Source organism: Priestia sp. MDV22-iso46 (assembly GCF_058629175.1).
On record NZ_JBZVWT010000016.1, the window covers coordinates 1 to 13,282 of the forward strand.

At 35.1% G+C, this 13,282-nt stretch carries 12 protein-coding genes; 2 read left to right on the forward strand and 10 right to left on the reverse strand.

The window, feature by feature from the left end; translation table 11 throughout:
• Positions 1-909: 909 nt before the first annotated feature.
• The 4 genes from AC4NPH_RS29120 to AC4NPH_RS29135 all read right to left on the reverse strand — a co-directional run bounded on the left by AC4NPH_RS29120 (position 910) and on the right by AC4NPH_RS29135 (position 6,185).
• Complete coding sequence (locus AC4NPH_RS29120) at positions 910-2,010, reverse strand: GerAB/ArcD/ProY family transporter (protein WP_098315276.1); 1,101 nt, start codon at positions 2,008-2,010, stop codon at positions 910-912.
• A 200-nt stretch (positions 2,011-2,210) separates the two neighbouring features.
• The gene (locus tag AC4NPH_RS29125) at positions 2,211-3,323 is read right to left on the reverse strand and encodes a GerAB/ArcD/ProY family transporter (RefSeq protein ID WP_098197863.1); all 1,113 of its coding nucleotides are present in this window, start codon (positions 3,321-3,323) and stop codon (positions 2,211-2,213) included.
• A gap of 20 nt (positions 3,324-3,343) precedes the next feature.
• Positions 3,344-4,573, reverse strand: a complete 1,230-nt coding sequence (locus AC4NPH_RS29130) for a Ger(x)C family spore germination protein (protein WP_098197864.1) — start codon at positions 4,571-4,573, stop codon at positions 3,344-3,346.
• Positions 4,563-6,185, reverse strand: a complete 1,623-nt coding sequence (locus AC4NPH_RS29135; protein ID WP_491939319.1) for a spore germination protein — start codon at positions 6,183-6,185, stop codon at positions 4,563-4,565. The genes AC4NPH_RS29130 and AC4NPH_RS29135 overlap by 11 nt, the downstream gene beginning before the upstream one ends.
• A 132-nt stretch (positions 6,186-6,317) precedes the next feature.
• On the opposite strand from AC4NPH_RS29135, the gene AC4NPH_RS29140 reads away from it, so the two are divergent.
• A complete protein-coding gene (locus AC4NPH_RS29140) occupies positions 6,318-6,542 on the forward strand; it encodes a YczF family membrane protein (RefSeq protein ID WP_053488498.1) in 225 nt (74 codons plus the stop codon).
• Between the two features lie 89 nt (positions 6,543-6,631).
• Here the strand turns inward: AC4NPH_RS29140 and AC4NPH_RS29145 are convergent, their stop codons facing one another.
• Complete coding sequence (locus tag AC4NPH_RS29145; RefSeq protein WP_491939320.1) at positions 6,632-7,408, reverse strand: DUF4046 domain-containing protein; 777 nt, start codon at positions 7,406-7,408, stop codon at positions 6,632-6,634.
• 758 nt (positions 7,409-8,166) lie between these two features.
• Between AC4NPH_RS29145 and AC4NPH_RS29150 the strand changes: the two genes are divergently transcribed.
• Complete coding sequence (locus AC4NPH_RS29150) at positions 8,167-8,346, forward strand: MerR family transcriptional regulator (RefSeq protein WP_097826952.1); 180 nt, start codon at positions 8,167-8,169, stop codon at positions 8,344-8,346.
• A 47-nt stretch (positions 8,347-8,393) separates the two neighbouring features.
• Here the strand turns inward: AC4NPH_RS29150 and AC4NPH_RS29155 are convergent, their stop codons facing one another.
• The 5 genes from AC4NPH_RS29155 to AC4NPH_RS29175 all read right to left on the reverse strand — a co-directional run bounded on the left by AC4NPH_RS29155 (position 8,394) and on the right by AC4NPH_RS29175 (position 12,621).
• Positions 8,394-8,705: a methyltransferase family protein gene (locus AC4NPH_RS29155; protein ID WP_220495999.1), complete on the reverse strand. Its 312-nt coding sequence runs from the start codon at positions 8,703-8,705 to the stop codon at positions 8,394-8,396.
• Between the two features lie 357 nt (positions 8,706-9,062).
• The gene (locus AC4NPH_RS29160) at positions 9,063-10,679 is read right to left on the reverse strand and encodes an FAD-dependent monooxygenase (protein ID WP_097813441.1); all 1,617 of its coding nucleotides are present in this window, start codon (positions 10,677-10,679) and stop codon (positions 9,063-9,065) included.
• A 559-nt stretch (positions 10,680-11,238) separates the two neighbouring features.
• The gene (locus tag AC4NPH_RS29165; RefSeq protein ID WP_097813440.1) at positions 11,239-11,670 is read right to left on the reverse strand and encodes a VOC family protein; all 432 of its coding nucleotides are present in this window, start codon (positions 11,668-11,670) and stop codon (positions 11,239-11,241) included.
• A gap of 272 nt (positions 11,671-11,942) precedes the next feature.
• A complete protein-coding gene (locus AC4NPH_RS29170) occupies positions 11,943-12,158 on the reverse strand; it encodes a DUF6366 family protein (RefSeq protein WP_097813439.1) in 216 nt (71 codons plus the stop codon).
• A 184-nt stretch (positions 12,159-12,342) separates the two neighbouring features.
• Positions 12,343-12,621, reverse strand: a complete 279-nt coding sequence (locus tag AC4NPH_RS29175) for a putative quinol monooxygenase (RefSeq protein WP_097813438.1) — start codon at positions 12,619-12,621, stop codon at positions 12,343-12,345.
• Positions 12,622-13,282 lie beyond the last annotated feature (661 nt).

Below are 13,282 nucleotides of genomic sequence, written 5' to 3' on the forward strand. Positions count from 1 at the left end.
CCATTTTATCGAAAAATGTACTTTTATTCATCTTGTATATTTCATACATTTGTAGTTAACATAATGTCTCTTTCCGGAACACAAACAAAAAAAGAACCCTTGGGGCAGTAAGGTTCCACCAAGGATTCTTTTTCCGGAATATGCAACTTTTTATACATCGTTGATATGACTACATTTTTTGAATAGTTGAAAGAAACGAGAATGTATAAAAAGCGCACCTTTTATACATATGCTCAAGGTTGTACTATATTGCCTATTTATAAATTTGTTGTACAATTATTCAGACTTTTTATAAATTAAGTTTATGAATTCTCTTAAAAGCTATCCGTCCTGCAACGATGGGGTAGCTTTCTTTTTTTATTAACGATAATAATTACTTTAACATCTTGTAATAGATTTAAATATCTTATCCGTAAAAGTATATCTTTTTAGAAAAATTCGCGTCGAAATAAAAGAAATAACTGTTAAATAATCATTGATATTCTGTGATTTAGAAGCGTAATACTTTGTAGAAAAAAGTTTCATTTGTCTACATGGAGTAAAATCAATAACACTACTTTTAATAAAATACGTTTAGTTTTACTTAATGATATGACGCAAAGTAAACTAAACATAATCAGCTTTTTTAAAAGGGGAAGAAAGATCGATATTAAAAATCAACAATTCCTAGAGACTATTGATTATTTGCTTTCCTCAATTTTAAGTATGTATATGCACTTAACGTGATGGCTACCATTACTATACAAGTAAGAGGAAATAGAATTGTATTAACAAAATGATCATAAAACCAGGTATACATGAAAACCACCTCAAATAGTTTAAATTCACCCTGATAAGCCTTGTCTTATAGGGGTTTAACAGATTGTAAGAACCACCTCATCTTCGGAGGAAATAATGCAAATAAACCTTTTATTCCCTCTGTTTCTTTCTATTTTTCAAGAAAGCAACAAGAAGAAGCAGAGGAGGAATAATCCCGAGGATAGGCATATGCAGAATAAACATTTCTACCTTTAGTCCTTCATGGAGATGTTCTTGAAAATTGCTGGCAATCGTGCTAGCCATACATAGAATAACGAAGCCCAAAGGGTATGAAAGGCGTGAAGGTGATTTAATCTTAAATAAGTTAGCCGTACCTATGACAGCTGCATATAACAACACGCTAATCTTAATGAAACCACCGATAACTAAAGCAAGCATAAAAAATACATCAAGACGTTCCAAAAAGTCAGCTACCTGGATGCTTTGTACGGTACTAAGAAGAGGGAATTGTGAACGTGCAGTCAAATCAACCCCAAGTACACTAATGTTAATAAGCATTGTAATAGTTAAGTTGATTCCACTTAATCCTGTTGCACATAACATGGTCAATTTTTCCTTTTTTTGGTCTTTTAAATACGGTAAAATCATTGTAAATACAATCGCTTCTGCAAACGGGAAATAGATAGTTTGAGTAAATGCAACTTTCAGGACGGGCAAAACACCCTCTTCAAGTACTGGCTGTAAGTTTATAAACTTGATTAAACCTGAACATACGATGAGAATAAATCCCATGATGGCAAAAATATATATAAATATAAAAAGGATCTCTCCTGAGCGAGCTACAACCTCGATTCCTTTTCGAATCGTATAAATAACGACAAGCATTAATAAAGTATGTGCAATGAATAAAGGAGTCTCAGGGTAGGCGGAGGTTAACAACATCTCGCCAAAATCACGGAGAACCCTCGCTGCATCATACATAAAATAAAGGATGTAGACAAAGGCAAGTACCGTTCCAATCCCTTTACCCATGATTTTTTGCATGTACTCGGTAGGCAGCAGATCCGGATAATAAGAATGCAGCTTATTATAGACTAGAAATAGAACAAAACTTCCTACCATCCCAAGCAGAATCGCAAGCCAGGCGTCTTGTTTTACATCCATTGCAATAGGTACCAATAAAGAACTACCTAGTTCAAACAGAACCATTAGAATAAATAATTGACTGGCACTAATTTTTGCCTTCTCCATTCAACTGGAACCTCCTTTCTAATTTTATTTAAATTAATCTTTTGCTTTCTCGACCTTTCATTACGTACAATCTTTTAAACGTTATGTAATAGATAGCAGATTTACTTTAAGGTTAATTCTAGGCTAAAAGTATTCTTTCTACGGGTAAGAACTTTACTGGGGAGCTTAACAAGAATGACAATACTACATATGAAAATTAGCTAGTTAAATGTGTTTTCCTCATGCTTCTTCCTGTTTTTAAAGAAAGCTACAAGAAGAAGCAAAGGAGGAATAATCCCAAGAAGAGGAATGTGTATAGTGAACATTGCCACCTTCAGTCCTTCATAGTTATGTTCTTGAAGGTTGCTCGCAATGGTAATAGATAAAAAGAGAATGATTAGCCCTAAAGGATACGATAACCGTGAAGGTGATTTAACCTTGAATAAACTAGCAGTTCCTACGACAGCTGCGTAGAATAATACACAGATTTTAAAGAAGATAGTGATGATTAAGGCCAGCATAAAAAATACATCAAGACGTTCTAAAAAATTAGCTACCTGGATGCTCTCAATTGTGCTAAGAAGTGGGTATTGTGAACGTGCAGTTAAATCAACACCGAGTACACAGACATTAATAAGCATGGTAATAATTAAATTGATTCCACTTAATCCTGTTGCACATACCATAGTTACCTTTGCTTTCTTAGGATTGTCTAAGTAGGGTAAAATCATCGTAAATACAATAACTTCTGTAAATGGGAAATACAACGTTTGAGTAAATACCACTTTTAGAACAGGGAATAGACCTTCTTCCAAAATAGGTTGTAAATTTTTAATCTCAATTAAACCAGAAGAAACAATCAAGATAAAGCCAGCAACCGCAAGGACATACATGAAAATAAAAAGCAGTTCTCCTGATCGAGCTACGACCTCAATTCCTTTTCTAATGGTATAAATAATGACAAGCATTAATAATGCATTTGCGATGAATAAAGGCGTGTCTGGATAGGCAAAGGTTAACAGCATCTCACCAAAATCGCGTAGAACTCTTGAGGCATCATACATAAAGTAAAGAATATAAACAAAAGCCAGTACGGTTCCAAGTACTTTCCCGAGAATCCTTTGCATATATTCTGTGGGTAAGAGGTTGGGATAATAGGTATAAAGCCTATGATAGACTAATAATAAGATGAAACTGAATACCATTCCAAGCAGAATCGCGAGCCACGCATCTTGTTTTGCATCTATCGCAAGAGGTACCAATAAAGCACTTCCCAGTTCAAAAAGGACCATTAAAATAAAGAGCTGAGTAGCACTAATTTTCGCTTTTTCCATTTAATTGGCACCTCCTTTTTTTACTTTTGATTCTCTTTTATTCCTGAAAGAAACGACTTGTTTCGCAAGCCAGCGCGACGTACATAGGCTTCCACTGTAATGTCTACATCTAACTTCGGAAAGTACACATCATTCCATTGCGTTTTTAATTTTTTAAATTGATTTGGCCTAGTACGGTGAACCACTTCGCCAAATCCCAAGATATCCGTTTTGTTTTTTTGCGCACGTTCAACAGCTATCTTTAGCTCTTTTTTAATTTCTTTCCTTAGCGATTGTTCGATTTTTGTAATGACCTTTGGATTGGTGATATCCACAGGTACCTCCATGTCACTAATATCTCCTTCAACACGTGTATGAACAGAAATATGAGGTTGTCCATTTTTCACTTGAGTCGACACACTTGTTTTTTGTCGTACAGTTTGATAGGCAATGGCTTGTTTTCTCCCACCCCAATTAATATTAATATCGGTACCTTGGATTTTGTCGAGCATCCATACTGTTCCTCTTGCTGGTTTTCCATACAGCCAATCCACTAATTTTCCCTGTTTTAAGACAGCAATTCCGGAAGCTTGAAGCGTGGCCTCGGGTGCACTTTCCTGAAGGTTATCCAACTTCTGTGCTTGCTGGGGATTCCCAACAAGGCGAAACCCTGAGACGATGGTGCCTCTTCCAGGAGATTCAAGGCTCTTCGTCACCTCTTGAAGGGACGTTTTTACATTCTCTCCCCATTTTCTTTCGGTAAATTCTAAAGTTTTTAGCACCTTATTCGCTGGAATTTTATCAACTGGTGTTAACGTTTTTACAAGGTCAGCTGCGGTCGAATGATTCGCAATCACAATGGTGGAAGTATTTCGAAACTCCGGATCCCGATCGAGACCATCGATTAATGTATCAAGTCCTTCTTCTTTGGCCAATTTTTCTCCAACTACGACTAAGTTTGCATGAGCATAATACAATCTCCGCGAAATTCTGCCTGAAGCTCGTCTACTTGCTTCGACTATATTATCTCCTGAAGCCGAATAGATGGTAACAGGAGGGCTTTGAGTACCGCCTCCTCCTCCTTGCATGCCACCTGCCACGTTCCCTGGATTAATAATCTGGAGTGTTAGGTGATATCTTCCATCTTTCGTTTTATCGATACCCATCGCTGATACAATCGCAAGGTCCGTTAACTCTTTTTTACTCCAACAACTGGTGAGCAAGATGGTTATCGTCATCATCAACAAAAGAAAAAATCCCTTACGCTTCATTGTTGTCACCTTCTTCAAGTTCCCGGTTCACCATACCACGAGATGCAGGAGGGTGCGGGTATTGATTTGTTCCTTCTCGAACCGTGTTAGCAGTAATTAATCGTGGTCTTTGTCTCAGCGTCCACCACGGTAATCTCACAACGGTATCTCCATTGTTTACGGGGATGAAGGGAGCAAATGGGGCCATATAGGGTACTCCAAATGAACGTAAGCTACATAGATGGACAACCATCATTAAAAGACACAAAATGATGCCGTAGAAACCAAATGTTGCTGCACCAATCATAAACAAAAAACGAATTAAGCGAGCTGAAATCGCCATATCAAAAGAAGGTGTGGCAAAACTAGCAATGGCTGTGATCGATACAATGATAACCATTGCTGGTGACACAATACTTGCTTGAACGGCTGCTTGACCAATTACAAGGGCCCCGACAATGGATACTGCTGAACCAATGGCTTTGGGTAAGCGTATCCCTGCTTCTCGTAAGATTTCAAAAGTTAATTCCATGAGTAGAGCTTCCACAAATGCTGGGAAAGGAACAGCTTCCCTTTGTGCCGCAATGGCTACAATCAGCGTTGTGGGCACCATTTCCTGGTGGAAGGTTGTAACGGCGACATAGGTAGCAGGCGCAATAAGCGAAATCATAAACATAAAAATACGTAAAAGACGAATCGAGGTTGCAATGTCGAACCGGGCATAATAATCTTCAGCCGATTGGAAGAATTGCATGAACACAGCAGGCGCAATAAGTACAAAAGGGGTTCCATCCACAAATATAGCAATCCGCCCTTCTAACAGGTTTCCAGCTACAACATCAGGTCTTTCCGTATTGTAGATGGTTGGAAAAGGGGTGAATATTTGATCCTCTATTAGTTGTTCAATATAACCTGATTCCAAAATGCTATCGATATCAATTCGATGTAATCGCTGACGAACTTCTTTAACGACTTTATCATTGGCAATGCCATGTATGTACATAAGCGTCACATCTGTCTTTGTTACACGCCCAACTTTTAAAGACTCCATCCATAAATCGGGGGTCTTAATGATGCGACGTATCATAGCTGTATTGGTCCCAAGAGACTCGGTGAATGCTCCTTTTGGCCCTCGCACCACCATTTGGGTAGTAGATTCCGCAATGGAACGCTTTTCTCCACCTTTGGTGGTAGCACTCAGCGCCTGATCTACTCCATCCACTAAAATAAGAGTATCTCCTGCCATTAAAGATGCAAACAGGTCATCCAAGTTAGTGACGGAGGATATATTTCCAATTGTCATCATATCTTCAGAAAGCAGGTCTAACGCATTGTGCTGATTTATTTCTCCTTTATGATCATCCTTCATCATAGATTGCAGTAGATACTCTTGAATCGACTGATTGTCTACAATTCCATCTACATAGACAATCGCCGTTTTAATGTCGGAATCCCCCCCCATTTTTATCTCACGAATAACGACATCTGAACTATTTCCGGTTTTCTGCTTAATCATGTTAAGGTTGTCTGATAATGAAACTTGTATCCGTTCTATTTGATGATCAGGAGTTTGATTCTCTTCACCCTGTGATCGTTTCTTTTTTGGTTTGCGATCTTTAAAAAACGAAGGCATAGATTTAAGCACCCTTCTTTAAATTTTTATTAATTTAACCATATAGAAACTTTTTATGTAAAAATTAACAATAAATATTTGTGTATCATCATAGAAGAAAAAGAAAAACCTATTAAATGGAGCGTGATTGATATGAAAATCATAGGTATTAGCCTTTTAATGATGGGATGCTTAATGGGATTTTCTTTAGGCATTGATATTCTTCAAGGATTTGATGTTTCTCAGGCGTTGTACAACGCCGTGAGTCCTTTTCGAGTAATGGAAGTTGCCGAATTATTTGTGCTCTTTTTTCTTCTTTTTCTTTTTTTTGCTGAATCTGCGTATCTTTTTATAAAGAAGAGGAATCAAAGCAAGTAACCATATACTCATTAATTATTATTTTCAAAAATAGGAAATGGACATAATGGTAACTTAGTTCAGGCTATCCGTTTCAATCGGTTCTTTCATTAATCAAGATTTACATAAAATAATTCACCATCTGCATTATTTAGTTGGATTTTTATCCATTTCCTTACATTATTCATTCTGGAATCAAAAGCCATTTGAAAGAGACCGGTTAACTGATAATCGGTAAAATGACTTCTCTTTAGTTGGAGAAAAGCCTCGTGATAGGAAGAGAAATGAAGCTGTTTGAATAAGAAAGCATCCATTGCCTCTCGAATATATTCTTCATTTTTCCAACAATTCATGGGAACATGAGCAAATTGCCAAGGCTTAAAGACACCGGGATAAACAGCTTCTACCACTTGAAAAGGGGATTGGCCGAAAAGGGAAAAGACACCTCCTAGGCTATGATGATTAAAAAAGTGATTATTAACCTGTATAGGAATCTCTTTAAGAGGGATTTTTAATTTTTCCTCTATTACATACTTTACTGCTTCAATAGCTCGTTTTTTTCCCTCTTCTCCATCCCAATATTTACCAGGAACTTGTTGGAATTGCCAAGGTTTAAATCTTCCTGGATAGGCATTGTCAATGACTTCATAATAATTCCATCCATAAATCATTGCAGGGGGTCTAAGACGATGAGACCACAATGTACTTGCCCCTACTTGAAGAGGGATTTCATCGATAGGGATTGATAGGCGTTGCTCAAGTAGATAGCACGTCATATAGCGCATATATTTTTTCCCTTCCTTACCTACAAAGAAATAATTAGGAAATCTTTTTCTTTTCTTTTCTAGAACATCTTGATAAATACCAATGATTTGTTCTCTATTCACTATCGAAAGCCCCTTTTGAAAAAGTATATTTGTTTATTATTATGTATAATAATGGGATTTATATACGAATGGATAAATGTTAAAAGAGTATTCAAGATCTATAGCCCTAATACACTGTCCGTAAAAGTATACCTTTACGGACTTTTATTTAGGATAGAAAATCTATTATTTTTATCGTCCGTTTAAGTTTGAAATCAAATTACGAACGATCGCTAAAAAACACCCACTTTTACGAACGTTTCGGTAAAAAAATAAAGAGATGAATGCAAAATATTACAAAATGTAACTTAGATAAATCCGATATTTTTCTACAAGGTGTGTAATATGTAACACTATTTTTAAGTAAATACGTTAAATATTACATATAATAAAAACATTAAATAAAACTTATATAAATGATATTATCTTTTTTACATATATATCACGCATTATAAAACTATATAATTTATACACATAATTAGAATAACCAATGATTTGTCGTCATTTAGATTAAATATTAAAATTATTGTCTTTACAAATCAGTTTTATCCTTTACATATGTATTGTAAATACTTTTAACCTGTAATTTTATATTTTTTCAGCAAAGGAATATAAAATAATTTTATGTAACGATTAATACTCCTATTAAAATCATCATTATTGAAGGTGTAATAGAGGAATTAGATATTTATCAAAAAGAATTAAATCCTATTAATGAAGATGACGAGCATATCTAAGATGTTGTTCGTTTACAAGAAGAGTTAAAAAAACCTGAACTGATGACAAAAGAGGTAGCGCAACGATTCGATATCTCGGTCACAACGGTGAATAAGTATATCAAGCAAGAACTGTTACCGGCATTCCAAAAAGAATACCAGAGACTCAACTGGTATTCTTTTAATGAAGAAGAATTAGGGTTTGATTTTGCCTTATTATTTTCAAACTTTCCGATTCGATAATACTCTCATCTTAAACTAACGTATCTTTTTTTTTACACAAACTAATGCTAAAGGTATTTACGAACTTTTTTACAGTATGCTTCGTATTCTTCTCCATAAATCTTTTTCAAGGATTTTTCTTCAAGTTGAACCTGACGGTTAAAAAGCCAAAATCCAGCAAATACATACAATAATAATAACCAGTTTGGTAAAATCAAGAATGTTCCTATTAAAATAAATCCAAAAGCTGTGTAAATAGGATTACGGCTAATTGCAAAAACACCTGTTGTTATAAGTTCACCTGGTTTTTCTTCATCAATCCCAACTCTAAAACTTTTCCCAAATGAAATTATGCTTAATGAAAATAATACTAAACCCATCGTGCATAAAACTACACCTATCCAACTAAAGACTTCATTGCTAAATAGTTTGGTACCTAGTTTTGGAAAATCAAAAACACTAGAGAAAATAAGATAAAAAAACAGTAATACAAATGGGATAATAAAGAAATCTTTTTTATCTAGCTTGCCAAATTTAAAGGCTTTAATACTTTTTTTTTCAACTGTTTAGCACGAATCATAACCATTATCATCATTAATAGTAATGATATGATTGCAAAATACCCTTGCATAACTCTCCCCCCAATTATTATTTATCCTACATTCTCTTTAACATTTATTAACTACTTATTACATATAAGAATTTTAACCAATTTTAAATCTGGCGTATTAGTTTATTTACCATAGTATGCTAGTCATGACCTGTTTAAGAAGTAGATGAGGATTTGATACTCCCTCTTTTGTACGCCATGCAATAAAACCGTCTGGTCTTATCAATACAGCTCCTTGAGAAGTAACATCGTACACTGCTTCCCAGCTATCCTCATACTCAACACAATCTCCTTGTGAACCAATGCCATAAACATTAATAGGAACACCTAAGTGAGAAGATACATTCCGGGCAGCAGTGCGCCAAAGGCTATTATCTTCTCCCGTAAATAAAATGAAATTTTCACCTATTAGATCTAAGGTAGATATACGCTTACCTTGGTACTTCAACCACATATGTGGAGCACGTGTACCTGGTCTTCCGTTTAGCTCTAATTGATCCATTCTATGTGTTGTATCGGAGTTTTCCTCAATAATGGCTGATGAGTTATATTTATATCCTACAGTAACTGCAAGATGATCCATATTATTGAGGGTGCTTACACCTTTCTTAATAACACTGAATAATAAATTACTTGCATATTCCGTTGTTACTTCTGCAGCAGAGTGCCTTTCATCATGATAAGTTTGGAGCAATCGTGGATGGGCTTGTTTGTGTATCACTGCAGCCAACTTCCAAGCTAAATTATGAGCATCTTGAATACCTGTATTCGAACCAAATCCTCCGGCAGGTGGCATAAGATGCGCTGCGTCTCCAATTAGAAAGACTCGATTATCTTGAAAATGAGTAGCTGTCTGTTCTACAGCTGCCCAAGGTAAAATACTGAAGATGACAATATCAAGATTTGAAACTCCTATAGCTTTTTTTAAAATCTCACAGCATCGCTCTTCAGAAAAATCTTCTGGACTTTCTCCATTTGAGGGATTATAGGCCACGTGGTAAATCCATTCATCCCGATTGTTAACGGTGATGAGAGCACCAAATACTTCTGGATTTAGGATTTGAATCCAGCCAAACTGGCTAGCTTTTAGAAAGCGACTTAGATCAGCCTGAAAATAGATGTTGATATAATGTCCGCCGATGACTCCTCTTCCTGTAGTTGGAATTTTTGTATGTTGCCGAATTGTACTTTTAGCGCCGTCTGCCGCAACTAAATAATCACTTCGAATCTTTTCTTTCGTTCCTGTCTCTCGATTTATTATAGTGGCTGTTACTCCTAAATCGTCTTGTTGATACTCTATAAGTTCAGTATTATAGCGTATATGCCCTTTTCCCTCTTTAGCAGCTTGAAGAAGGATAGGCTCTAGTTCAATTTGATAACAAGATGCTGGCTTTGAAGGGCTCACCTTTTCGAAATTTTCTATTCTCTCTTTCTCAAGAACTTTTTGGGAGTTCTCCGCCGTTTCTAACTTCTCAGGGTCTATGCTTTTGATTGTCTCTACAGCAATCCTTCCACGAATATTATCTAATGGTTCGCTAGCAGTCCGGATAGCTGCCTCCAATCCAAGTTGTCGAAATATTTCCATCGTACGAAATGTAATCCCTCCGGCTTTTGGATGGATAGCTGTACCAGTGTGTTTTTCAATGAGTAAATAATCAACGTTATGACGTGCCAAAAAGAGAGCAGAGGTAAGTCCACTAAGACCTCCACCTACTATTAAAATAGGAACATGTTTGTGTATCATAGAAATTTTCCTTTCAATTTTAAATATACCCATGGGCCCTACTGAATTCAGTAATCAAACTATAACCTAAAAAAAAATAAAATTGTAGACTGTTTTTAGGTTATGTTTTATAATGATAATAGAGTACGCCCCAAATAAGGGGCGTTTTTTTTCTATAACTTTTTAAAAGAATACTTATCAATGTTAATGGAAGCAACAGACACTTACTGACTTTATACATGTTAAGTTCTCATAACGGATTTTATCGGTATGAAATAGAAAAGACACCTTTTAGATTTAATAAAAAGTAACCGTTTTCATTTTTTACTTTCTCAAAATGATTTGATAGGTTATAATAAATATCTACAAAAATATTAAATGATATGTAAGTAACAAGCAATTACACCCTTAATATTTAGCTAAAAGAAAAGCCCACCTCTGACAAATAAGGTGGGTTTTTCTTTTTTAGATGTATGTGATGCACATCCTTAGTTAACATAAAACACATTCCAGAACCCAACCAAGAAAAGCTTGCAGGAGAAGAACGCTTGAGATAATAAGAATACCAGCTTTTTATTAATTACTCATTATCAGCAGCTTGTGTGGAAATTTGCCAAGTAACACCAAATTTATCTGTTACTTGTCCATATGATGGACTCCAAAAAGTTTCTTGAAGTGGCATTCCTACTTGCCCACCTTCTTTCAGTTTTTCAAACACTTCATTTGATTTTTCTACACTGTCTATAGTGATAGATACCGTTACTTGGGATCCAATTTGGTATGGTTGACCTGGGAATGTGTCAGAAAGCATCAAATCATTATCACCAACTTTTAAGTGCGCATTCATTACACGGTCTATTGCTTCTATAGGAGTAGGGAATTCTGTATTTCCAGGCATTTCTCCGAACGTTTGAATTCCAATAACTTTTGCATCCAATGCTTTTTCGTAAAATTTAACAGCTTCTTGTCCATTACCGTTCATAACTAAATAAGGATAAATTCCTAAAACCATTGAAAACACCTCTTTTAAAATTTTAGTTAGACTTTACTAAATCACAGTTACATGAAAAAAGAGCTCATGTTTAATTTAGTCATAATTCTCACTACGTATCTATACAACAAATTCATTCAGTTATCCTGCAGTGTTAGTTTATTAAGAAAAAAAGATACACGTAGATTTCTATGTACACTATATACAAACCTAGTTACCATAAAACAGATTATCGGCACTAATCTAAAAGAGTAACAGCTAATCAGCTGTTACTCTTTTAGAAATCGTTTGTATTACCTTAAAAATATAGATGCCACTATGAAACCTATAACAATTACAAGAATGAGTACACCGAGACCTTTCCACCCTAAGCTACCTGCTAAACCAGAAAGGTTTCCAGCTTTATTTCGATTGAAAGCGTCATTAAGATTTCCAGTTGGATTTCTTTTTATTTCTTCTTGTTTTAAATTCTCTCTCATTCTTTCTGGCTTTTCTTTACCTTTACTCATTGTCCCACCACCATTTATTACCGGTCTAACATATTATGGTAAAATTATGGATAACTGTATATTATATATAGCTATACTTAACATAATCACTCTTATAGGAAAGATTCTGAAGATTATTTTCCAGAAAATGTAGAAAAAGAAAGGGTTCATATCTACTTGAAAGGCGCCTTATGGCGCCTTTTTGTTAATTTACATTACTTTTAACTATCCATTCTAGTTCCGTTAATTCTTGTTTTTGAACATTTTTGGTGTGTGGTTTGGTGAAATGGACATTAACAGCTTCTTCGTTTTCCCAAATCTCCCAAAGCATTATTTTTCGTTCTGATGGTTCAAGAGGATAAGCATGGAATTTAATACATCCTTCTTCTTTATTAGTTTCTTCCTCAAGTTTTTTGAACTCTCCTATTATTTCACTAAGGTCCTTGTCACTAATAATTCTCAAGCATGCAGTTATGTAATGCATCAGGTTCCCCCTCTTTCATAGTTTCTTTTAATTCATCATTATAACGTTTCTCAGGAGCATTTCAAGAAAAATATTCCATTCCATCAAGGGAAGGACCTAAAAGTACAATGTATACTATATACGTTTTTAGTTAGCATAATGTGATTTATCAGAAGTTGTTTGACGTGAGCCAAATTCATGTCTCTCCCGTCCTCAGGTGAGAGAGACATGAATGTATAACCCCATTTATTTTTACTATTTAGAATTACAGATTATTTCATATAAATTACTACAAGCATCCATAAAGCTAAAACACCAAGGATAGCAAGTACTATACGCGTAGATAGTATCCGTACTTCAAAGTCAGTTTTCTTGGATGGTTCAGGATATGCAATATAGAAATATTTAATTTCTGGAGATTAACTCACTCATTAATCTGTTTAAAGCAATGTGTACGATTTCATGATCTGTATACTCTTGTATAAAAGGTAGATGTCTTCTTTCTTTTTTCCTTAACAACTTTCTAATCTCATCGCACAAATGAATTTGAGAATTTAAAAGCTTTATTTCTTTTATATCTTTCATTTGGTTAGAAATGAAATCAGCCCTTTTATAATTCTTTAAGGAACTATTCTATTTTAAAAATAAAAATCCTTTTGTGCTTATATCTGTTTACCATAAT

What these genes read in the sequence shown, in the direction of transcription:
- AC4NPH_RS29120 (WP_098315276.1), bottom strand. Translation starts at nt 2,010, where the DNA reads ATGGAGAAGGCAAAAATTAGTGCCAGTCAATTATTTATTCTAATGGTT.
- AC4NPH_RS29125 (WP_098197863.1), bottom strand. Translation starts at nt 3,323, where the DNA reads ATGGAAAAAGCGAAAATTAGTGCTACTCAGCTCTTTATTTTAATGGTC.
- AC4NPH_RS29130 (WP_098197864.1), bottom strand. Translation starts at nt 4,573, where the DNA reads ATGAAGCGTAAGGGATTTTTTCTTTTGTTGATGATGACGATAACCATC.
- AC4NPH_RS29135 (WP_491939319.1), bottom strand. Translation starts at nt 6,185, where the DNA reads ATGCCTTCGTTTTTTAAAGATCGCAAACCAAAAAAGAAACGATCACAG.
- AC4NPH_RS29140 (WP_053488498.1), top strand. Translation starts at nt 6,318, where the DNA reads ATGAAAATCATAGGTATTAGCCTTTTAATGATGGGATGCTTAATGGGA.
- AC4NPH_RS29150 (WP_097826952.1), top strand. Translation starts at nt 8,167, where the DNA reads ATGACAAAAGAGGTAGCGCAACGATTCGATATCTCGGTCACAACGGTG.
- AC4NPH_RS29155 (WP_220495999.1), bottom strand. Translation starts at nt 8,705, where the DNA reads ATGGGTTTAGTATTATTTTCATTAAGCATAATTTCATTTGGGAAAAGT.
- AC4NPH_RS29160 (WP_097813441.1), bottom strand. Translation starts at nt 10,679, where the DNA reads ATGATACACAAACATGTTCCTATTTTAATAGTAGGTGGAGGTCTTAGT.
- AC4NPH_RS29165 (WP_097813440.1), bottom strand. Translation starts at nt 11,670, where the DNA reads ATGGTTTTAGGAATTTATCCTTATTTAGTTATGAACGGTAATGGACAA.
- AC4NPH_RS29170 (WP_097813439.1), bottom strand. Translation starts at nt 12,158, where the DNA reads ATGAGTAAAGGTAAAGAAAAGCCAGAAAGAATGAGAGAGAATTTAAAA.
- AC4NPH_RS29175 (WP_097813438.1), bottom strand. Translation starts at nt 12,621, where the DNA reads ATGCATTACATAACTGCATGCTTGAGAATTATTAGTGACAAGGACCTT.